This is a genomic window from Bacteroidia bacterium, assembly GCA_020852255.1.
Classification (GTDB): Bacteria; Bacteroidota; Bacteroidia; order JADZBD01; family JADZBD01; genus JADZBD01.
Map to the genome: position 1 here is coordinate 69,023 of JADZBD010000007.1, position 21,276 is coordinate 90,298.

Consider the following 21,276-nt stretch of genomic DNA (forward strand, 5'->3'; position numbering starts at 1 on the left):
GGTAGCGAACAAGGTTTAATGGTCCTTACCAAATCTCCGCCCTTTCGTCCGGTTTTCTATACATTCCATCTCCTTCTTTCACCCCGAAAGCATCATAGAACTCCGGCATGTTGCTGAGCGGACCATTCACACGGAAGCGTCCGGGAGCATGAACATCTGTGATCAGCCGTTGCTTAAGAGCAGCATCTCGATGTTTCACGCACCACACTTTTGCCCAGCCCATAAAAAAGCGCTGTTCAGGGGTAAATCCCTGCTTTTTCTGTTTGAGTTCCGGATGTTTTTCCAGGTACATTTTCATCGCATGATAGGCCATAGTGAGTCCGCCCAGATCCGCAATGTTCTCTCCCAGCGTCAGTTTTCCGTTTACGCGGAGAGTATCCAGTGCAGTAAAACTGTCAAATTGTTTCACCACCTTGTCGGCCCGCAACTGAAACTGTTTATAATCTTCTTCTTTCCACCACATGGTAAAGTTACCCTGCGCATCAAACTGTGCTCCCTGATCGTCGAATCCATGCGTGAGTTCGTGTCCGATAACACCTCCCATGGCACCGAAGTTAATGGCCATATCCATCCCTGCATCGAAGAAGGGATACTGCATAATCCCCGCCGGAAACACAATCTCGTTCATGCTCGGACTGTAGTAGGCATTGATGGTGGGAGTGGTCATGCCGAATTCTTTTCTGTTCACCGGTTTCCCCAGCTTGTTAAGGTTTCGCCGGAATTCAAAGTTGGCCGCGTTCAACATATTCCGGATATAATCCGTGGAGGAAACGGTCACTTCCGAATAATCTTTCCATTGTTCAGGATAGCCCAGTTTCCGGATAATCGCATCCAGCTTAACCAGTGCAGCCTTTTTTGTTTCCTCACTCATCCATGTTCGGCTCTTAATGCGCTCCCTGTAAGCGGCAAAAAGATAGTCAACCATTTCATCTACTTTTTTCTTCGCATCCGGAGGAAAGTATTTATCCACAAACATTTTTCCCAGCGCATCGCCCAGTGAATGATCCACAGACTCCGCTACTCTTTTCCACCTCGGCTTTTGCTTTTTTACACCCTTCAGCGTTTGTTCATAGAATGCGAAATAGTGGTGCTCCATCAGATCCGTGGCATGATCTGCACAGGTATTCAGCAGGTTCCACCTGAGATAATTCTGCCAGTTCTCAAGATCGTAGTTTTCCAGCATGAAAGAAATCTGCTGCATGAAAGCAGGATTGTTGATTACGAGTTCTTTCTGGAAGGAGGGAAGACCCAGTGTACGGAAATAATCATCCCAGTTCAGTCCCGGACATAATTTTTTAAGACTATCAATACTCATCCGGTTGTACTGTCGTTGAATATCACGGCGTTCTACATTCGTCAGATGTTTTTTTGCCAGTTCCGTTTCAAAACTTATGATACGTCCAATGGTCTTGGAAAGATCTTTGTTCTTTATTCCCGCTTCCTGAAATAAATTCATCATGTATTCTGTGTATTTTTTCCGGATGCGGAGCGCATCTTCGTCCATGCGGGTGTAATAATCCCTGTCCGGCAGTCCGAGACCGGAATTATAAATGGCAGGAATCATCTCCGTCGAGGATTTCAGATCCTGATCTACATAGAAGAAGAACAGCCCGCTGATGCGGTTGCTGTGGAGCCGCCCGAGCACTTTCCCGACATCTTTGGTTGAGGTCATGGAAGCGATGAGGTCGAGTTCGGCTTTTAATGTTTCAATCCCTTTTTTATTTCTTCCGGATGAATCCATGCCCGAACGGTAGTAGTCCGCAACTTTCTGAACATCGGGACCTGCACCGGCTGCTTGTTGGGCTGCATTCGTGAGCAGTTGCCTAATCTTCGCACTGTTGCTCTCCCGAAGCTCTGCGAAGCTACCCCATACCGATTCCGTCTCCGGAATAGGCGTTTTCTTCAACCAGGTTCCGTTTGCATATTCAAAGAAATTGTCCGTTGGTTTTACATTCGTGTCTATGCCCTCCAGATCTACTCCCTTTTCTTCCATTGCCCTGAATCCCAGAATTAGTCCGGCGGCTAATCCAATGGCAGCAAGAACGTTACGTTTGATTCGCATAGGATATTTGGTGTTTAACCAAAGATATAACAATTATCGTGCAGCTTCAGCAGGTCATCAGTTCCCCGCTGTCTGTATAAATGAGCCAGGATTTAATCCCGGGATAGCCTGCCTCCGCAAGAACGCTGCCGTAGTGCCTCACCTGAGCAGCATGTTCCTCCCGCGGCATCCCCGTCTTAAAATCTATTACATGTGTTTCAGCGTTCAGAAATTGTATTCTGTCGGGTCTTATGAATTCTCCGTCGGGTAATAACACCTCTCTTTCCATCAGAGGCTTGCCCTGATCAAAGAGATTCCTGATTTTTTTATTTTGCATTATGCGCCTGAGTTCTGCTGTTACCGCCTCCTTGTCTCCGGGCACTATCAATCCTTTGCGGAGCAACACTTCTGTAGCATGGTCTGTATCGGATGAGCAGGCCATCTGAGCCAGGGCATGGTGGATCACGATTCCCTTATTTCTGGCACTGCTGTTAAAGCCCGGCAGCGCTTGTTCCCGGTATCTTCTTCTTAATTGTAGCCGTTCCCTCCATGAGGCGGAATGTGTTTTCTCAAGTGTTGCAGTTATATCTTTTCTATGGCCGGTGTTATCGTGGGGAGCAAGCCGGCCGGTGCGGAAAACTTCCTCATGGTCGGAAGAATAGCCCCGGCTGACCAGCCATTCCAATACCCAGGCACTTACCTCTTTCGCTTTATGCTTGCGTTCACACAACATGAACAGGGCGCTGGCTGCACGCGTAGTAGCTACGTAAAGGAGATTCAGGTTATCCAGGCGTGCTTTTTCCAGCTCTTCGGAAAGAATGGGCTGAAGAAAAGTGTTTTCCAGTGCTTTGGAAAGTGGAATGGCCATCGAATAATGCTTTCCACCCGCCACCGGAGAGATGTCTGCTACCGTCAGTTCTGGAAGTTTTTGTGTATCCCAGTTACAGCGGGGAAGTATTACTACCGGGAATTCCAGTCCTTTTGATTTATGTATCGTCATCACCCTTACCGCATTCAGGCCTTCAGGTACGTGAACGTACTCCTTTCCGGATCGTTCTTCCCACCATTCCAGGAACCCTCCGGGATCATTGCCTTTATGCGTGGTGTAAGCCAGTACAAGATCACAGAAGGTTGTAATATAAGGATCCGGCAGCGGCTGAAGGTTCCATTTTCGGATCACACTTTCTGTGATCTCCGTAAGGGATATGTTCCGGTACGTTTCCAGATCCGTTTCAGAAAGGAACGAGGGTGCGGCGCGCAGGGATTGGAGTGTAATTTTTTTCTCCTCTTTCCGGAGAACATACTCGATCAGTGCGGTATTTCCTGCCGGTGACAGATCTCCGTTTACAGCGCGGAGGAGATTGAGTATAAAGCGAACTTCCGGCGAAGCGGATATTAAAAGAGAATCCGAGGAAATAACAGGAATTCCGCTGTGCTGCATAAAATGTGCGATCTCTGCAGCGTCTTTGTTGTCGCGTGTAAGCAATGCAATATCCCGGAATTCAAATCCATTGCTTTGCATCCGACGGATAATATCCAGTGCCTGTTCAGGATGGGAATCTTTCGTTTCAGGGAATGCGATCTCCACATATCCCTCCTGATCGTCTCCATTCCATTCCTGCCGGGCGTTGCGGAAAACCTCTTGTTCGGTTCCCGTGCTTTCCCTGACCAGCCATTGGTATAATTCATTATTGAATTGGACAATCGCGCCCCCGCTTCTGTAATTGGTTCCCAGCCGGGCTTCCCGGAAGTTTCTTTGTATGGCACCGGCGCGTTCGCCCATAATCTCGTCTCCGGCATCCATGTCAATCGCAGGCAGGCCCGTAAATTGCCTGACTTCTCCGCCCCTGAAGCGGTAAATAGCCTGTTTTCCGTCGCCAACTACCATATTGAAATTTCCTTCCGACAGCGACTGGTGTAACAGGGGCAAAAGATTCGTCCACTGCAATCCTGAAGTGTCCTGAAATTCATCAATCAGGTAATGACGGAAGCGGGTTCCAAGTCTTTCGTAAATGAATGGTGCGGGTTGCTGTCGTACAACCTGTGCGATCAGTTTATTGAGATCTCCGATCAGAAGCAGATCATTTTCTTTTCGGTATTCTTCCATTCTCGAGCGGATATCCCTGAATAGTACCATCACGTCAAGATGTTGGGCCACGATGCGGCGTACGGTGAAGTCACCGCCTTCCTTTTCGATCAGATCCAGCAGTGTGCGCGCGGCAGCGGTGCAGTTCCCGAGCAGTGGCGTCATTTTCGCTTCCGCCTCTTTGTTCGCTTTTGCCGTCCATTGCTCACCCGTTATGGCTTTTACCGCGTTTTGATTGATGTCGGGTAATGCGCCCGACCAGGCAGACATGGTTTGCAGCCAGCCTCCTATACCTCTTTGCCCGAACGAAAGTTCGGATACCGAGAGTCCTCCGCGCTTCAGCTGTTCCAGTATACCCGCGGCCAATTGATGTGTCTTGCTGCGGAAACTTTGCATTTCAGCGAAGAGCTTTTTCTTTAATTCACGCAATGCTCCTTCCTCCGGAATACTTAATTCCTCTCCACGAACCCGGTCCTCCGTCTTCAGTATCCGGATGGTTGCGTCAATTAAGGTGTCCCTGACATTCCAGTTTCTCTCTTCCTCCATGTGATTTTTCATGAATTCGAGCAGGTAATTGGTCACTTTATCTTCCTTTCCCGAACGATCCAGGAGGATGTCCACGGCCTGGCGAACAAGATGATTACGGTCTGTACTTAATTCAAACTGTTGCGGAAGATGCAGGTCATGCGCAAAGGTGCGGATTACCCGATGCGTGAAGCTGTCAATGGTGCTGATGGAAAAATCCGAGTAGTGATGCAGAATACTGTTTAACAGAACCCCGACCCGCTGGCGCAGAATTGTTTGCGGCAATCCCAGCTCCTTCTCCAGCATCATCGTTAGCACTTCCGCACCGGGGTGTCCTTCCTGCATACGGCGTAGTGTGAGGAGTATCCTCTCTTTCATTTCCGCCGATGCTTTGTTTGTAAAAGTGATGGCGTTCACAGAGCGGTACCGGGAAGGAGGGGTGTGGGCATCGTCCAGCGCCAACCGCAGGTATTCCTTCACCAGTGTGAAGGTTTTCCCTGATCCGGCGGAAGACCGGTAGACTACAAAGCTGCGGTTGCTCACTCCTGCAATTTAAACTAAAATCTCCTGCTTTCCTTCGCGTAATTATTCACAGGAGGAGTAACGCAGAAAAAATCGCAGAAAAGATTAAGTTTTCAGGGAATAATGCGGAATTTTTCTTTCCATGATCCGGGGGTACCGTATTCGAAATGCCAGTAGTTCAGAGCGGAGGGGCGGAATCCGGCCTTGGTCATCACTTTGCGCAGCAATTCGCGGTTGGCCAGTTCTCTTTGAATGGGACCCAGCGTATCCTTCCTGTAAGGATCCTTCATTCCATACTCCTCAAAGATATTGTAAGGTAGTCCCATGCTTTGAAAAACTCCTTTTTCATTCACAATCCCCATATCCACAGCACTGCCGTAATGATGCGGATTCCCGTGTATATAATGTCCGGCCTTTCCTGTACTCAACTTATGACAGGTGTCGTAGGTCGCACTGTCTATATGCGCTGCACGGGTGCCATCGAGCACTATGAGATTATAATAAGGATATTCCCGCTTAAGTTCTTGTTGAGCAAGGGACAATGCCTTGCACACTTCTTCGGGAAGGTAAACGGCATAGAGGGCGCCATATGCGTTCAGACGAAGGTTGGAATGATGCGGAAAATTATGGATGCCGTGCTGAATGGTGGAATCGATATAATAAAGCCAGATCTGCCCGTTTCGGATGTAGGAACTTTCTAAACGGAATTTCACCGGTTCAACGGGTTTGTTGGTTTTTTTTTGTTCAGATGCTAGCCACTTCCTGTAACGCAGGTCTGCTGTCTTCTCGTAGGTGTCAGGGGTGCCGGCTACCGGATTGAAATTGAAATAGCGGTCTTTTACAAGGTAGGTAACCTCCAGTCCCAGAACGGCAATCAGAGGTAAGATAAATTTTAAATGTGAAGACCGCGATAAATTCACAGTCAAAGATAAGTAAGTTTGCAGCATGGAGAATGCAGGCAGGGTCTTTATGATCCGTCCTTTTCGCTTTAAGATCAATGAACAAACCGCCGTTACGAATTCCTTTCAGCAACCGGTATTGGCCGGGGCTGATGCGGTGTCTGCAAAGGCTGCGGAGGAATTCGATGCGTTAGCAGATCTGTTGAAGAATAACGGAGTGGAGGTGATCATGTTCAGGGAGCGTTCCGACCGGGATACTCCTGATAGTATCTTTCCCAATAACTGGATAAGTTTTCATGAATCGGGCCTGTTTCTTTACCCCATGCAGACAGAAAACAGGAGGAAAGAGCGTTCGGCAGAAATCCTGGAGTTTTTAAAACCTTACGTCCCCGAAAGCCGCATAGTGGATTTGAGTATTCATGAAAGGGCAGGATTGTTTCTTGAAGGGACGGGTAGTTTGGTGGTGGACTACGGCCGCCGCATTGTATATGCAGCGCTTTCTCCCAGAACATCTGAGGTGCTGGTGAACCAGTGGGCGGGAATGTTTGGAATGGTTGCCGTTACATTCCGGACTACAGGAGACATTTATCATACAAACGTGATCCTGACAGTAGGTAGTGGTTTTGCCATGCTCGGGAGCGGACTGATTCCTGACAAAAAAGAGCGTGAAAAAGTAATTTCTTTTCTTGAACGATCAGGAAAGCAGGTGATTCACCTGACGGAAGACCAAATCCGTTCTTTTGCCGGAAACAGTTATGAATTGGTAAGCAGCGGAGGAGAGAATCTGATTTTAATGTCGAGCCGAGCGTTTGAAAGTCTGAACCCTGCGCAGAAAACTTCTTTGGAAAGGTTTGGACGCATCATCCATTGCCCGGTTCCAACCATTGAATCTGCCGGAGGCGGCAGTGTTCGATGCATGATCGCAGATATGAATGCCTGGGAACGCTAGACCATGCCGTTCGCTCTTCCGGAATGGCTGGTATTTTTGCGGGCAAAGGGGATGGTTTCCCGGTATCTTATTATCTTAGTGTCCCATTCCTATGCCATCCTTCGATATCGTATCTAAAATTGATCACCAGTCACTCGACAACGCGATCAATAACGCCCGGAAGGAGATACTGAACCGTTACGATTTCCGGGATTCTAAATCGATAATTGACTTTAACAAGAAAGACCTGTTGTTGGTTGTGACCACCGAGAACGACATGCGGCTCGGGCATATTGAAGATGTAATCCGTTCCCGGATGATCAAACAGGGAATTGATTCCAACTGTATGGATTTCGGTAAAGAGCAATATGCCAGCGGAAATATGTTGCGCAAGGACATTAAAATTAAAGAAGGCATTGACAAGGAAACGGCAAAAAAGATTGTGAAGGATGTCAAGGAAACCCGGTTAAAGGTTCAGGCCCAAATCATGGATGATCAGGTGCGGGTTACAGGGAAAAAGATCGATGATCTGCAGGAAGTGATTGCCTTTTGTAAAGTGGGAAAGTATGGGATCCCCCTGCAGTTTGTTAACATGAAATGAATATACTTTTATTCGGTGGTACAGGAAAGTGCGGGCAGGAATTCCTCAAGCAATTACCGGCAGAGTATTCGGTACGTTGCGTAGTCCGGCGCAAGGGAAGTGTAAAAGGCTCCGGTATGGAGTATTACATGGAGGACATTCAATGCGCCGCGCAACTCCGGGAAGCACTGAAGGGAATGGATGCGGTGGTTTCTTTGCTCGGACATAAGAAAGGCTCGCCCGGGGATCTGCAAACCGCCTTCATGACTCGTTTGGTACCCCTGATGATGGAGCTAAACGTCATACGCCTGATCTCACTCACAGGTTCCGGTGTTCCCGATCTTACCAACGACAGGCGTTCCGGATTTCTACACTGGGTAAATGAAATTACAACCCGCGTGATTGCCCTTCTGGATCCGCAGAGAGTGAATGACGGAGTCTGTCATGCCAAAGTAATTATGGAATCCGGTCTGGATTGGACTATCATTCGTACACCCTTGCAATTAGGGGCTCGGAGCAATGGAACTTACTGGGCAGGACAGGTAGGAAAAACACCCGGGTGGTATGTTAAGCGTGAGGACATCGTCCATTTCATTCGTAAAATTCTGAATGAAAAGTCGTTCGTTCACCAGCTACCTTATCTGGTTTCCTGATCGCCCCGGAGTACCTTTTATTCTTAATCTCTTTCTCGTTTTAACCTTACTTCGGTATCGTGGCGATCTTCGCACCGGCGTAGCCGCCGGAAGCGAGTTTATCCTTTACAGACAAAAAGGCTTTGATCGTATAATCAACATCTCCAATCGTATGAACTGCAGTGGGTATCAGGCGCAGAATGATCATTCCTTTTGGAATTACAGGATAAACCACGATTGAGCAGAAAACATTGTGATTTTCACGAAGGTCAAGTACCAGCCCGGTGGCTTCCTCTACCGAACCTTTCATATACACCGGTGTAACCGGTGATTCCGTATTGCCTATATCAAATCCCGCATTCTTCAGGCCGCTCTGCAAGGCATTTACGATCTTCCATAAGTTGTCTCTAAGTTCAGGCTTGGTACGCATCAGCTCTAGTCGCTTCAACGCGCCGATAACAATAGGCATGGGCAACGACTTTGCGAAAATCTGAGAGCGCATGTTGTAGCGTAGATAGTCAATCACATCTTCGTTGGACGAAATGAAACCGCCGATGAGCGCAAAAGATTTGGCAAAGGTTCCGAAATAAATGTCGATTCCGTCCTGGCAGTCCTGGTGTTCGCCGGTTCCTCCGCCTGTTTTTCCCATGGTGCCAATCCCGTGGGCATCATCAACAAAGAGACGGAAACTGAACTTCTTTTTAAGTTCAACAATCTCCCTGATTTTGCCCATATCGCCCCGCATTCCAAACACACCTTCGGTGATCACCAGAATACCGCCTCCGGTTTCAGAAACCATTTTGGTAGCACGATCCAGCTGTTTTTCAAGATTTGCAATGTCATTGTGTGGATACACAAACCGTTTTCCCATGTGGAGCCGGACTCCGTCGATGATACATGCATGTGCTTCACTGTCATACACGATCACATCCCTGCGGTCTACCAGTGAATCAATGGCGGAAAGCATCGCCATGTATCCGTAATTACACAAAATCGTGTCCTCCTTATGAACATAGGCGGAAAGCTCTGATTCCAGCTTTTCATGATGATTGGAATTGCCGCTCATGATACGGGCACCCATTGGATAGGCCAGACCATACGCTGCAGTTGCTTCCGCATCAGCCTTCCTTACCTCCGGATGATTGGCAAGTCCCAGGTAGTTGTTCAGGCTCCAGTTAAGACGTTCCCTTCCCCTGAAAACCATATGTGGTCCGATCTCTCCCTCCAGCTTAGGAAAAGTATAGTAGCCGTGTGAATCTTTGGAATACTGACCGAGAGGGCCCCGGTTGTTTCGAATCTTGTCAAATATATCTTTCATGGCAGCGTTAGCTATTGGTTGCGAAGTTAAGTCATTTGATTACACCTGCCAAAGGCAGTTTCGGAACTTATCAACCTGAAACTGACAGGATTCCGGGTGATTTCCTGTGCGATAAATGTGTATCTTCGCAACTTATTCTATGCTGGTACGATTTATTTTTCTGCTTCTTGCCGCCTGCTCCCTGGTCTCTTGCCGGGAATATAAAAAGTTACTGAAAAGTGCTGATTTGGATAAGAAGTACAGTGAGGCAGTCCGGTTCTACGAAAAGGGCGATTGTGTCCGTTCGCTTCAGTTGTTCGATGAATTGCTCACTGTATATAAGGGTACGCCAAAATACGAGAGCATTTACTTTTACTATGCCTATAGCCACTATTGTGTAGGAGACCACCTGCTGGCTGCGTATCATTTCCGGATATTCACTAAGAGTTATCCGACCAGTAAACACGCCGAGGAGTGTGCCTTTATGGCTGCTTTATGCTATTATCAGGAATCGCCCCGCTATACCCTCGACCAGACAGAGACCCGCAATGCGATCAGGGAATTGCAAACGTTCATTAACAGGTATCCCAACAGCACCAGGATGGATACCTGCAACCTCCTGATTGATAAACTCCGGGTGAAGCTGGAGAAAAAAGATATGGAGATCGCCCTCCAGTATTACCACATGGAGGATTATAAAGCGGCGATGACCTCCTTTAATAATCTTCTCAGGGAGTATCCCGACACCCGATACAGGGAATTAGTTAATTATTATATCATAAAGGCAGGGTACGAACAGGCGATCCGTTCGGTGGACGAAAAGAAAATAGTCCGGCTGACGGAAGTGGTTGATCAGGTTAATAAATTTCAGGTCGCTTTCCGCGACAGCGGAGAGTACCGGACGGAGGTAAACCTGATCGGGATCGGTGCAAAAAACCTGAAGGAGAAGGCTGCCTGGGAGATACCTTTCCTGAATTTCGAAAACAGGAAGTATGCAAAGGCCATTGAAGGGTTTAAAGAGTTTTTAACACTTTACCCCGAGAGCCCCAAAGCAGATAAGGCGAAAGAATACATTTCTGATTCGTATTTTCTTCTGGTTCAGCTATCGTATCAAAATATTGAAAAGTCCTACGGAGTAAATCCTGTGATCAATGCGTACCGTGAGTATCAGAAGAATGCCGGGAAGTATACGCCCCTGATCAACGAACGCTACTCTTCGTCCCTGGCCGCTTTTAAGCAGGATGCGGCATGGCTGGCCATCGACCGGGTTATTTCCCAGCTGGAGGATGTATTCCGCATGAAGGATGTAAACTCACTCACCCTCTGCAGAATCACAGAAGACTTTTTCAAGGAAGCGGAAGGGGCGGTAGCCGATCCCGGACGAAAAGCGGAGTTGAACGCCAGGATGGAAAAAATCCGGACCGCTAAAGCCGGCGTGGAAAAGGAAATAGGATTCTGGTTTTACGATTCCAGGAATTACCAGGCTTGCCGGGGAAACCTTCAGAAGTTCTTCCCATCCACCGAAAAAAATGACCACCAGTCAAAGAGCTTTTATTACTTCATGCTTTCCCTTTGGAATACTGCAGATGAGATTTCCCTGGTCCGTCCGGATTTCCGAAAGGTATACTATGATTCTCTTTACCGGTTGGATAAAATGTTCAGCCCGCGGCTCAGCCCCAAATACGCCCGTAAGATGAAAGCACTGATGGAGGAAGTACGGGAGGATGAACTCAGGCTTCCCGGGGAGTACATCTACCAGTTATATAAAATCGGTCAGTATGATAAAGTAGTGGAGCAGACTGATCTTCTGAAGAGTACGGTTACCCGCAAGGAAGTACTCAGCCGCATGCTCTATTACAGAATACGTGTGGATTATACCCGTGCACGGTTCGGTTTTGCTTCCGATAAAACGCTGAAAATAGTGCAGGACGGTTTAGCCGGTTCGCGCCAACTGCATGCTTCTATGCATGGGAAGTACCGATGGAAAGCCGGACGACTGATCCGCCTGATGAAAAAGAGGGAACGCACGGTCAGGAAATCTTTGGTAAAATGAGTTTTTATATACGCACCGATTGCCGTTATTACCGGGGCGATCTTCCCTGCGCGCCGCATAAGGAACACGGTTACCATTGTAAAGATTGTCCGTCTTACGACCGCGTTGGGAAAAGGATACTTGTGATTAAACTGGGAGCGATCGGCGATGTGATACGTACAACGCCTCTGGTCAGGAGATTCAGAGAGGAATACCCGGATTGCTATATTACCTGGCTTACACTCACCCCGGCGATTCTTCCCAAAAAAGGCATTGATGAGATCGTTCCGTTTAATCTGGCGGGGATCACCTGGCTGCAGGAAGCCTCATTTGATATTGCTGTTAACCTGGACAAGGAAAAGGAAGCCGGTGCGCTGTTGGCCGGTATCAGTGCCGAATTGAAATTCGGATACATTTTGAAGAATAATGTGATCCAACCTGCAAATCCAATGGCTTTCCATAAGTTTAATACGGGAATGTTCGATGACGTAAGCAAAGCCAATACGCTTTCTTATTGCGAGGAGATTTTTAATATCTGCGGATGGAAATACAAAGGGGAAGAGTATCTTTTTGATGATCATTCCGACAAGGGATTCAAATGGAAAATCGGAAACAGGGGTAAGAAAATTGTGGGACTGAACACCGGCTGTGGTGGACGGTGGACTACACGGCTCTGGCCGAACGGGCACTGGATTAACATGGTGAAGAAACTTAAACAGGCCGGCTACTTCCCTGTGTTGCTGGGAGGCGAGGCAGAACATAAGAACAATCAGGTGCTGGCGAAGAAATCTGGCGCGGCTTATTATGGGCATTTTTCACTGGAGCAGTTCATTAATCTCGTTGCGCAATGTGACCTTGTGATCACGCAGGTAACCATGGCTATGCACATCAGTATCGCACTGAAAAAGAAGGTGGTACTTATGAATAATATTTTTAACAAACATGAGTTCGATTTATTTGGCCGGGGCAGTATTGTGGAACCTCCTGATGGGTGTGAATGCTTTTATAAAGGAAGTTGTGTCAGAGGCGCATCCTGCATGAAAGACCTTCGCCCGGACGATGTGCTCAAGGAGGTGCGTAAACACCTTCCGGTGAGGTAATCAGTTACCGCTCCCTTCCGGTGGTGATGTTTTCTCCATCGGCCGGAATTCTGAGGTGTTCTCCAGCCGGTAATACGAGTCCCCATGACGTAAAACGGTGAAACCGCCGGATCGGAAGAGCAGAACATCAGCGTTAGCACTCATGCCAAAGAGAACCAGTTTGCCCTTCGACATTTTATAGCCCCGGTAGTTAATGGGTGAAAGCCAGAATTCCACAGTGATACTTCCGGAGGCATCTTTATCCTCACGAATACCCGAGATGTCCTTCAATGCGGAATCTTTTGCATTGGGAATCTCCGAAGACTGGGTGGAAATACTGATCTCGCGGGTGGTTACCAGCTCGTCCTTTTTTACTTCAAACAATTCATCTCCGCCCCTGGTGGTTCTGAAAAGACTGTCGGCAAAGAAAGAATCCTTTGGATTGGTCTGCAAAGTGATCTGCACGGAGTCTGCACCCTGCTGTTTCTCAGTATTTTTTACCGTGGGCTGTTGGTCGTAAACCTTTCTTGGTTGTTCGTCAATGGTTTCAGTAAGCAGGCTGTCTGATCCCTGCTTATTAAAAAGTTCAATGCGGGAAATGTATTCGTCAATCTTGAAAATAAAAAAGCCCGCGCCCACCAGCAATCCTACTGTGATTCCGAACAGAAAATAGATCACCCGGTTGCCTGAACTTTTAACCATCCTGACAAAATTACAAATCCCTGCCTGAGCGCGGTTAATTTTTGTTAAAAATGTCAGGATGAGCACATTTGGCTGCAATTTTGCACTGCATCCATCGTTTAAACTTCAAAACGGAATAGCTATGAAAAAGATCCTTATCGTGTTTGCAGCCGCTCTTGCGGGTGGTGCCGTTTCTCTCGGAATCTACGATTTGTGGAAGGGCGATCAAAAGGGCAGTGAAACCGGAAAATATGAGGGCATCAGGCAAACGGGTTATTATGTGAATCTGCCGGGCAATACTGCTGCTCCTGACTTTGTGGCCGCGGCCGACCTGAGCGTTCATGCGGTGGTTCACGTGAATACCACCGTGGAACATCCCGAAACCTCCTATAACGAGATGAACCCTTTCCATGATTTTTTCTGGGGCAATCCATTTCAGCCCAGAGGACCCAGCGTGGCCTCCGGATCCGGAGTGATTGTTTCCGGCGACGGTTATATTGTAACCAATAATCATGTGGTGAACGGCGCCGACAAAATTGAAATTACACTCAACGATAAAAGAACTTACACGGCAGAGCTTATCGGAACAGACCCATCTACGGATCTGGCCCTCCTGAAGATCAAAGAAAAGGATCTTCCTTATCTGCTGTATGGTAATTCCGACAATTGCAAAGTGGGGGAGTGGGTGCTGGCGGTCGGAAATCCTTTTAATCTTACCAGTACGGTCACCGCCGGTATTGTTTCCGCAAAGGGAAGAAATATTAACATCATTGAAGGGAATCCGGAGAAGGGAATGTTCCCCGTTGAATCGTTTATTCAAACCGATGCCGCTATTAATCCGGGTAACAGCGGTGGCGCTCTGGTGAATGTGAAAGGGGAGCTGGTGGGAATTAATACCGCCATCGCTTCCAATACGGGCAGCTACGCCGGGTATGGATTTGCCATTCCTGTGAACCTGGTTCGGAAAGTGGTAAATGATTTGCTGGAGTTTGGGCAGGTACAGAGGGCATTCCTCGGAGTGAGTATTCGTGATATTGATTCCCGGCTGAAGGAGGAGAAATCTCTGAAGGATATGAAGGGCGTCTACGTAAATGGACTCACCGAAGGCGGAGGAGCAGACAAAGCAGGTATTAAAGAGGGAGATATTATCATCCGGGTGGGAGATGCTCCGGTAAACAATACCGCTGAACTCATGGAACAGGTCTCCCGCTTTCGCCCCGGCGACAAGGTAACGGTTACCCTTCGCCGCGATGCCAAGGAAGTAACACTGCCGGTGGTGCTGAAGAATCGAAAAAATGAAACGAAACTGCTGGAGAAAATGGATGTGGAGGAGTCAGTGAAACTGCTGGGGGCTACCTTCGAAAATATCTCGGACGCGGAGAAGAAGAAGCTTGGAATTGAAAGCGGACTGAAGATTGTTGAAATGGAGGGCGGCAAACTGCGCAGTGCCGGTATTAAGGAAGGATTTATTATCACCTCCATTGATAAAAAGAAGGTGAATTCGCTGGACGACCTGAAGAAAGCACTTGAAAACAAAAAAGGTGGTGTGCTTATAGAAGGTGTGTATGCCAACGGAATGAGGGCTTACTATGCCTTTGGGCTGTAGGATTACTAACAATCACACAAGGTTCGTCGAAAGGAAAGCCATCTTTAAGGAGCGCTTTCCTTTCTTTATTGAGTTATTCACAAGTTATTGACTTTCAGCAAATACTGGGAAAATCAGGGCTTGGAAAACTCCGTATAATGGCGTACCTTTGCAGCCGGTTAAGTGAGTTTGAAGTGTCTGTTAAAGAATAGTTATTAGTCCTACCTAATTTAAAAGCCAGGAAAGCAAAATGAGGCAGCTAAAAATTACCAAGTCAATCACCAATAGAGAGTCCGCATCATTAGACAAATACCTCCAGGAGATCGGGCGAGAGGAATTAATCACCGCTGAAGAGGAAGTGGCTTTAGCCAAGAGGATCAAGGAAGGAGATCAGGTAGCTCTTGAGAAACTGACCAAAGCCAACCTGCGCTTTGTGGTTTCAGTGGCCAAGCAGTACCAAAACCAGGGGCTCAGTTTGCCCGACCTGATCAACGAAGGAAACCTGGGATTAATCAAGGCGGCCCGCCGTTTTGATGAGACCCGTGGTTTTAAATTCATTTCGTACGCCGTTTGGTGGATTCGTCAAAGCATTCTTCAGGCGCTTGCAGAGCAGTCGCGGATTGTGCGTTTACCTCTCAATCAGGTAGGTTCACTGAATAAAATCAATAAGGCATTCGGTCGCCTTGAACAGCAATTTGAACGTGAGCCGAGCGCAGAAGAGTTATCGCAGATTTTGGATCTCCCGGAAGACAAGGTGGCTGACACAATGAAAGTATCCGGACGTCATGTTTCCATGGACGCTCCCCTGATCAGCGGCGAAGAGAACAGTTTGCTGGATGTTCTGGTGAACCACGATTCGCCCCGTGCCGATAATTCCCTGATGACCGAGTCACTTCAAAAGGAGATTGAGCGTTCTCTTTCCACACTCACCGAAAGGGAAAGGGATGTGATCCGTCTTTTTTTTGGAATCGGTGAAAATCACGGACTCACCCTTGAAGAGATCGGAGCGAAATTCGACCTGACCCGCGAAAGGGTACGCCAGATAAAAGAGAAGGCGATCCGGCGCTTGCGTCACAGTTCGCGCAGCAAACTTTTGAAAGCTTACCTCGGCTGATCTGAAAACGGAAACTATGAAAGACCGCAAAGGAAACGGAAACAACATCCCCACCTCTGCGGTCTTTCGCATTTAATATGTCTCGTCACCTGTCAACACCCCGGCGCATGGAAACCGCAACAGCGAAAGGAAAAACAAAATCAGATTTTGAATCTCAGCTCGGCACCTGGATCCACAGAGAGAAGGAAGCCATTGAACTGATTGGAGTGATCGGAACATTATGGTTCGAGCATTCCGTGGAATTAATGATGTTCAGAAATCAGTTGGTAGATCGCTCCGCTTCTGAGATAATGAACCTCCACCAGTATTCCAAAGATGTGGTGAATAAACCCATCGAAGTGTCCAGAACACTTGAACTGGCTAAGGCATTGCTTACTTTCGATCTTGTTCCTTCCCGTATTGATATTGGGAAGCTGGTCGCGGAATGGAACCAGGAGAGTTCCACACCTGCCAGGGATTTTCTCAATGGAAAGTTAGGGCACCTGATAGGAAAAGAAAAATTCGCCCTCCGCCCCAAAGACGTAGTGCTGTACGGATTCGGCCGCATTGGCCGCCTTGCGGCGCGGGAACTGATTTCCCAGGCCGGAAAGGGCGAACAGCTCCGCCTGCGTGCCATTGTTACTCGCGACAAATCCGATGATGATATGATCAAGCGCGCTGATTTGCTTCGTACCGACTCCGTTCACGGCCCATTTCCCGGAACTGTGATTGCGGATGCCGCCAACCGCTGCCTTGTCGTAAATGGTCATGTGATCCATATGATCTCAGCCGCCGATCCCTCCAAAATTGATTACACTGCATTTGGTATCAACGATGCCCTGCTGATTGACAACACAGGGGTAGCCCGCGACCGGGAAGGATTATCGCAGCACCTTAAAGCCAAAGGCATTGCCAAAGTGTTGCTCACCGCCCCTGGAAAAGGAGATATTCCAAACGTGGTGCATGGTGTTAATCATACGCAGTATAAGGAAGATGAGCGGGTATTCTCAGCCGCTTCCTGCACTACCAACGCGATTGTGCCTGTACTCAAAGTGATCTTCGAAAAGTTGGGAATTGACCGCGGGCACATCGAAACGATTCACTCCTATACTAATGACCAGAATCTCCTGGATAATTTTCATAAAAAATACCGACGCGGCCGCTCCGCTGCCATCAATATGGTAATCACCGAAACAGGTGCGGATAAAGCGGTTGCAAAGGTAATTCCTCAGCTGGCCGGAAAACTGACAGGTAATGCTGTTCGTGTGCCGACCCCGAACGTGTCGCTCGCTATCTTAAATCTTACGGTATCCAAATCCACCACGAAGGAAGAAGTGAATGAACTGATGCGCGATGCCGCCCTCAACGGCGACCTCGTGGAACAGATCCAGTTCTCTTTTTCCAATGAACTGGTGAGCAGCGATTGTGTCGGAAATTCTTGCGCTTCCATTTTTGACTCACCTGCTACTATTGTGGGGAAGGATGGGAAGAATGTGATACTGTATGTGTGGTATGATAATGAGTATGGTTATACACGGCAGGTAATCCGGTTCGCAAAGCATTTATGTAATGTTCGCCGGTTAACCTATTATTAACACGTATCCTTATGAAAACAATCTTTCTGTTTTTAGTCCTTTGTCCTGCGGTTCTGCTGGCGGGCGACACTCCCAATATGGGAATTGGGTTCCGTTTCGGAGAACCTTCCGGCATCACTTTTAAAAAGTACCTTGGAGAGAGCAAAGCTTTCGAGATCAGCTTTGGGCGCAGTTATCTTTGGAACGGCGACGGATGGTATAACAGCTATTTTCATAATTACTATAAAAAGCAATATAACTGGTACTGGTACAGTTACAGTTCGTATTCCCGCAGCTTCCCGTTCGGGCTGCAGGCAAACTATCTTTTCCATAAGCCGCTTTATGCCAGTGAGAAGTACGGCGACCTGAGCTGGTATTTCGGAGCAGGTGCACAGGTGAGGATACAAACCATCAAGTATTATTATCACTACCAGGAAACGGCGACCTCACCCATCCTGTATTCGAGTGACTCGTATACGAATTTCGATATTGGTATTGACGGAGTGATCGGACTGGAATTCAATTTCAAGGAAGTGCCGCTGTCAGTATTCACGGATGCCGTGATGTTTATGGAAGTGGCGGATCAGCCCTTTCGGTTCTGGTGGCAGGGTGGTTCCGGAATCCGGTACAATTTTTGATTTTTCCGGGGCATGGGCCGAAACACCTGCCTCCTGGGAATCCTGGCTTTCTGTTTGTCTCTTAAGGTCAATGGACAGTTTATTGTAACGCCCGTTCCTCCGGAAACACTTTCGGCTGCCGGCGTAACGACTTTTCGTGAATATTTCCGCGATACGCTGATGAAGCAGGATAGTCTGATGGCGGAATACATGTTGAATCACCTGGGCGGCGCTGTGCTCTTCCGCTTCCGGCACAGCCATCATACAGATGAATGGGCATACCGGAAGTTCGCGATTTCTCCCGACAGTCTCCTTTCTTCTTCTACTATTTATATCACCGAAAACGGGAAAGAGGTGTTGTTCTATGAAAAACTGGTATTTTATAAAAAAAACATGGGTCCACAGGTAAGCATTACCCGTGAATTCGACCGGGGACTGCATACCATTGACACGATTCCTGCGGATCCTGAATTTATCAACCAGCTGATTCTGACTATTCACAAGGGCGATACAGTTCGGCGGATCAGAAACCTCCGAAAAGGGAATACGAAACTGTACCTGGTTACAGAAAAAAGGGGAGGGGTGTGGTCCGAAACAGAAAAGATGCTGACTGTTTACAAACCGGACGGAAATTTCGACAGCCTTGTACATTATAAAGCAGGAAAACTTTTTCAGAGTTATTCGTGGACGGACGTTGATAACAAGAAGAAGGAAATGAACAATGGATGGCACGAAAACGATAATGGATTGCCCTGGGATCCTCCGCCGCCAGCTGAAAAGATTCGTTATACAAAAAATCCGTTTAGCAACAGTCCTGTGTTCTCCGAAAAGAAGAGTGCCGGATGTTATGTATGGATTGAGCGCTTTTCAGACGCTTCTTCCGGGAAACCCTTTGTTATTGAGGTGTTCGACAAGCAGAACCTGCCGGTGCTTAAGATCAATACCATGAACGGCGACAGAATAACGTATGTTTATTCCTACCGGAAGAAAACGTCTTCCGGTAAATGATCAGGAATTCCTCTTTAGTGCTGCAATAATCTTTTCAGCTAATTCCACTCCAATCCTTTCCTGCGCTTCCAGTGTGGCAGCGCCGATATGAGGGGTCAGTGAAATTTTAGGGTGGGCGAGGAGTGTTGAATTGGGTGTGGGCTCATTCTCAAAAACATCAAGACCGGCTCCGGCCAGATGTCCGGAATCTAAAGCGGCAAGAAGGTCTTTTTCATCAATTACACCGCCGCGGGAAGCATTCAGCAGAATGGCACCCTTTTTCATTTTTGAGATTTCTTTGGCTGTAATTAGTTTTCCGCCGGGAACATGCACCGTGATAAAATCGGATTGAGCGTAAAGCTCTTCCAGTGAAATACCGGTAATCTTAACTTTAATGGGAGAACGCTGGTAAATATCCACGTTGATTTCTGCCTCCGGAACAAACGGATCGTGTGCTACCACTTTCATCCCGCAACCCAGGGCCAATCGCGCTACCGCCTGTCCGATACGCCCCAACCCGATAATCCCGATCGTTTTATCTCTTATTTCAATTCCACCGGCATAGCTTTTTTTCAACGCATCGAATTTCACGGAACCTTCTGACGTCATTTTTCGGTTGGCATCATGCAAAAAGCGAACCAGTCCTAGTAAATGCCCCATCACCAGTTCCGCAACCGAATTCGAGGATGCAGCCGGTGTGTTGATCACCTCAATGCCTTTACCCCTGGCATACTCCACATCAATATTGTCCATGCCCACACCGCCACGGCCAATCACTTTTAGTCCCGGACAGGCATCAATGATATCTTTACGTACTTTGGTTGCGGACCGAACCGTAAGCGCCACATAATCTTCCTTGTTCAGGGTGTCTGCCAATTTTTCCTGTGCCACTTTTTCTGTGATCACCTCGAATCCTGCCTTTTCCAACAATGCTTTCCCGGTTGCATCAATCCCGTCATTGGCTAAAATCTTCTTCGCGCTCATTTCCAACGTTTTTTAACTGAATTTCTTTTCAAATTCCTGCATCACTGCCACGAGTGCTTTTACACTTTCCAGTGGCAGGGCATTGTAAAGTGATGCTCTGTATCCACCCACATCCCGGTGCCCGCGTAATCCGCTGATCCCTGCGTCCTTCCACATCTTGTCAAACTCCGGCTCTTTACTCGGATCATTCATAATGAAAGTCACGTTCATATTCGACCGGTCTTCGCGCTCTGTGGTGCCGCGGAATAAATTGTTTCTGTCAATCTCATCATACAGCACCCGCGCTTTCTCATTGTTCAGGCTTTCGATCCACTCTATGCCTCCGTTTTTCTTAAGCCATTGAAGAGTGAGTAAGCTAACATAGATCGGAAACACCGGCGGAGTATTGTACATCGACCCGCTTTTAATATGCACCTGGTAATCCATCATACTAAGCATCTTTCGGCCGGTCTTCCCAAGGACGCGCTTATCTAATGCTACCATGGTGGCCCCTGCCGGCCCCATATTCTTTTGTGCTCCGGCGTAGATCAGGGCAAATTGTTTTCCGTCTACCTTCCGGCTGAATATGTCCGATGACATATCACAAACAACCGGAACCCTGCTGATCGGAAATTTTCGCATTTGGGTACCGTAGATCGTATTATTGGAAGTGATGTGAAAATAATCAATGTCGCCGGGAATACCGTACGTCTTGGGAATGTAGGAAAATTGTTTATCCTCAGAGGAAGCCAGTACTTTCACATTGCCAATTAATTTGGCTTCTTTGATTGCCTTACCTGCCCATACTCCGGTGTTCAGATAACCGGCCGTTCCGTCCGTCCGGAGTAGATTATAGGGAACCATGGCGAATTGCATACTCGCACCTCCTCCCAGGAATAACACCTCATAATTATCGTCCAGTAGCAATAACTCCTTTACCAACTGGCGGGCTTCGTCCATTACCTTCTCGTAATTTTTACTCCGGTGTGAAATTTCCAACAAGGAAAGGCGGAGATGATCAAAATTTAGGCAGGCCTCCGCTGCCTGTTTCAGCACCTCCGCAGGTAGGATGCCCGGACCTGCGCTGAAATTGTGCACTTTGCTCATAAGGTTAATCGTGTGTTAAAATTCAAACCGAAATTAGTAAGAATAGGG

General features: G+C 47.7%; 17 protein-coding genes. 10 read left to right on the plus strand and 7 right to left on the minus strand.

The window, feature by feature from the left end; translation table 11 throughout:
* Positions 1 to 25: 25 nt before the first annotated feature.
* The 3 genes from IT233_04940 to IT233_04950 all read right to left on the minus strand — a co-directional run bounded on the left by IT233_04940 (position 26) and on the right by IT233_04950 (position 6,094).
* A complete protein-coding gene (locus tag IT233_04940; protein MCC7301966.1) occupies positions 26 to 2,062 on the minus strand; it encodes a M13 family metallopeptidase in 2,037 nt (678 codons plus the stop codon).
* A 46-nt stretch (positions 2,063 to 2,108) separates the two neighbouring features.
* Complete coding sequence (locus IT233_04945; GenBank protein MCC7301967.1) at positions 2,109 to 5,195, minus strand: UvrD-helicase domain-containing protein; 3,087 nt, start codon at positions 5,193 to 5,195, stop codon at positions 2,109 to 2,111.
* 92 nt (positions 5,196 to 5,287) lie between these two features.
* The gene (locus IT233_04950; GenBank protein MCC7301968.1) at positions 5,288 to 6,094 is read right to left on the minus strand and encodes a hypothetical protein; all 807 of its coding nucleotides are present in this window, start codon (positions 6,092 to 6,094) and stop codon (positions 5,288 to 5,290) included.
* 25 nt (positions 6,095 to 6,119) lie between these two features.
* Here IT233_04950 and IT233_04955 point away from each other — a divergent pair, with 25 nt between their 5' ends.
* From IT233_04955 to IT233_04965, 3 genes are all read left to right on the plus strand, one after another.
* Positions 6,120 to 7,022: an amidinotransferase gene (locus tag IT233_04955; protein ID MCC7301969.1), complete on the plus strand. Its 903-nt coding sequence runs from the start codon at positions 6,120 to 6,122 to the stop codon at positions 7,020 to 7,022.
* Between the two features lie 91 nt (positions 7,023 to 7,113).
* Positions 7,114 to 7,602 carry a YajQ family cyclic di-GMP-binding protein gene (locus tag IT233_04960; GenBank protein ID MCC7301970.1) on the plus strand — a complete coding sequence of 163 codons (489 nt, stop codon included), beginning with the start codon at positions 7,114 to 7,116 and terminating at the stop codon, positions 7,600 to 7,602.
* Positions 7,599 to 8,234 (plus strand): NAD(P)H-binding protein, encoded by a 636-nt coding sequence (locus IT233_04965; protein MCC7301971.1) that lies wholly within the window; start codon positions 7,599 to 7,601, stop codon positions 8,232 to 8,234. The genes IT233_04960 and IT233_04965 overlap by 4 nt, the downstream gene beginning before the upstream one ends.
* A 46-nt stretch (positions 8,235 to 8,280) precedes the next feature.
* Here the strand turns inward: IT233_04965 and IT233_04970 are convergent, their stop codons facing one another.
* The gene (locus tag IT233_04970) at positions 8,281 to 9,531 is read right to left on the minus strand and encodes an aminotransferase class I/II-fold pyridoxal phosphate-dependent enzyme (GenBank protein ID MCC7301972.1); all 1,251 of its coding nucleotides are present in this window, start codon (positions 9,529 to 9,531) and stop codon (positions 8,281 to 8,283) included.
* A gap of 115 nt (positions 9,532 to 9,646) precedes the next feature.
* Between IT233_04970 and bamD the strand changes: the two genes are divergently transcribed.
* Both bamD and IT233_04980 read left to right on the plus strand, forming a co-directional pair.
* Positions 9,647 to 11,563 carry an outer membrane protein assembly factor BamD gene (bamD, locus tag IT233_04975; protein MCC7301973.1) on the plus strand — a complete coding sequence of 639 codons (1,917 nt, stop codon included), beginning with the start codon at positions 9,647 to 9,649 and terminating at the stop codon, positions 11,561 to 11,563.
* A complete protein-coding gene (locus IT233_04980) occupies positions 11,560 to 12,642 on the plus strand; it encodes a glycosyltransferase family 9 protein (GenBank protein MCC7301974.1) in 1,083 nt (360 codons plus the stop codon). Before bamD ends, IT233_04980 begins: the two co-directional genes overlap by 4 nt.
* On the opposite strand, the gene IT233_04985 is transcribed toward IT233_04980, so the two are convergent.
* Entirely contained in the window at positions 12,643 to 13,323 is a 681-nt protein-coding gene (locus IT233_04985; protein ID MCC7301975.1) for a hypothetical protein, read from the minus strand.
* A 115-nt stretch (positions 13,324 to 13,438) separates the two neighbouring features.
* On the opposite strand from IT233_04985, the gene IT233_04990 reads away from it, so the two are divergent.
* The 5 genes from IT233_04990 to IT233_05010 all read left to right on the plus strand — a co-directional run bounded on the left by IT233_04990 (position 13,439) and on the right by IT233_05010 (position 19,179).
* On the plus strand, positions 13,439 to 14,908 hold the full coding sequence (locus IT233_04990; GenBank protein MCC7301976.1) for a Do family serine endopeptidase: 1,470 nt from the start codon (positions 13,439 to 13,441) through the stop codon (positions 14,906 to 14,908).
* A 229-nt stretch (positions 14,909 to 15,137) separates the two neighbouring features.
* Positions 15,138 to 16,001 carry an RNA polymerase sigma factor RpoD/SigA gene (locus tag IT233_04995; GenBank protein ID MCC7301977.1) on the plus strand — a complete coding sequence of 288 codons (864 nt, stop codon included), beginning with the start codon at positions 15,138 to 15,140 and terminating at the stop codon, positions 15,999 to 16,001.
* A 107-nt stretch (positions 16,002 to 16,108) separates the two neighbouring features.
* Positions 16,109 to 17,575, plus strand: coding sequence for a glyceraldehyde-3-phosphate dehydrogenase (locus IT233_05000; protein MCC7301978.1), 1,467 nt, complete (start codon positions 16,109 to 16,111; stop codon positions 17,573 to 17,575).
* Between the two features lie 11 nt (positions 17,576 to 17,586).
* Positions 17,587 to 18,192, plus strand: coding sequence for a hypothetical protein (locus IT233_05005; GenBank protein MCC7301979.1), 606 nt, complete (start codon positions 17,587 to 17,589; stop codon positions 18,190 to 18,192).
* Between the two features lie 12 nt (positions 18,193 to 18,204).
* A complete protein-coding gene (locus tag IT233_05010) occupies positions 18,205 to 19,179 on the plus strand; it encodes a hypothetical protein (protein MCC7301980.1) in 975 nt (324 codons plus the stop codon).
* On the opposite strand, the gene IT233_05015 is transcribed toward IT233_05010, so the two are convergent.
* Positions 19,180 to 20,142: a D-2-hydroxyacid dehydrogenase gene (locus IT233_05015; protein ID MCC7301981.1), complete on the minus strand. Its 963-nt coding sequence runs from the start codon at positions 20,140 to 20,142 to the stop codon at positions 19,180 to 19,182.
* A gap of 12 nt (positions 20,143 to 20,154) precedes the next feature.
* Entirely contained in the window at positions 20,155 to 21,228 is a 1,074-nt protein-coding gene (gene serC, locus IT233_05020; protein MCC7301982.1) for a 3-phosphoserine/phosphohydroxythreonine transaminase, read from the minus strand.
* Positions 21,229 to 21,276 lie beyond the last annotated feature (48 nt).

Coding starts and splice junctions, on each gene's coding strand:
- IT233_04970 (MCC7301972.1), bottom strand. CDS start 9,531: ATGAAAGATATATTTGACAAGATTCGAAACAACCGGGGCCCTCTCGGT.
- IT233_04995 (MCC7301977.1), top strand. CDS start 15,138: ATGAGGCAGCTAAAAATTACCAAGTCAATCACCAATAGAGAGTCCGCA.
- IT233_04960 (MCC7301970.1), top strand. CDS start 7,114: ATGCCATCCTTCGATATCGTATCTAAAATTGATCACCAGTCACTCGAC.
- IT233_04965 (MCC7301971.1), top strand. CDS start 7,599: ATGAATATACTTTTATTCGGTGGTACAGGAAAGTGCGGGCAGGAATTC.
- IT233_05015 (MCC7301981.1), bottom strand. CDS start 20,142: ATGAGCGCGAAGAAGATTTTAGCCAATGACGGGATTGATGCAACCGGG.
- IT233_04985 (MCC7301975.1), bottom strand. CDS start 13,323: ATGGTTAAAAGTTCAGGCAACCGGGTGATCTATTTTCTGTTCGGAATC.
- IT233_05005 (MCC7301979.1), top strand. CDS start 17,587: ATGAAAACAATCTTTCTGTTTTTAGTCCTTTGTCCTGCGGTTCTGCTG.
- bamD (MCC7301973.1), top strand. CDS start 9,647: ATGTGTATCTTCGCAACTTATTCTATGCTGGTACGATTTATTTTTCTG.
- IT233_05010 (MCC7301980.1), top strand. CDS start 18,205: ATGGGCCGAAACACCTGCCTCCTGGGAATCCTGGCTTTCTGTTTGTCT.
- serC (MCC7301982.1), bottom strand. CDS start 21,228: ATGAGCAAAGTGCACAATTTCAGCGCAGGTCCGGGCATCCTACCTGCG.
- IT233_04940 (MCC7301966.1), bottom strand. CDS start 2,062: ATGCGAATCAAACGTAACGTTCTTGCTGCCATTGGATTAGCCGCCGGA.
- IT233_04980 (MCC7301974.1), top strand. CDS start 11,560: ATGAGTTTTTATATACGCACCGATTGCCGTTATTACCGGGGCGATCTT.
- IT233_05000 (MCC7301978.1), top strand. CDS start 16,109: ATGGAAACCGCAACAGCGAAAGGAAAAACAAAATCAGATTTTGAATCT.
- IT233_04955 (MCC7301969.1), top strand. CDS start 6,120: ATGGAGAATGCAGGCAGGGTCTTTATGATCCGTCCTTTTCGCTTTAAG.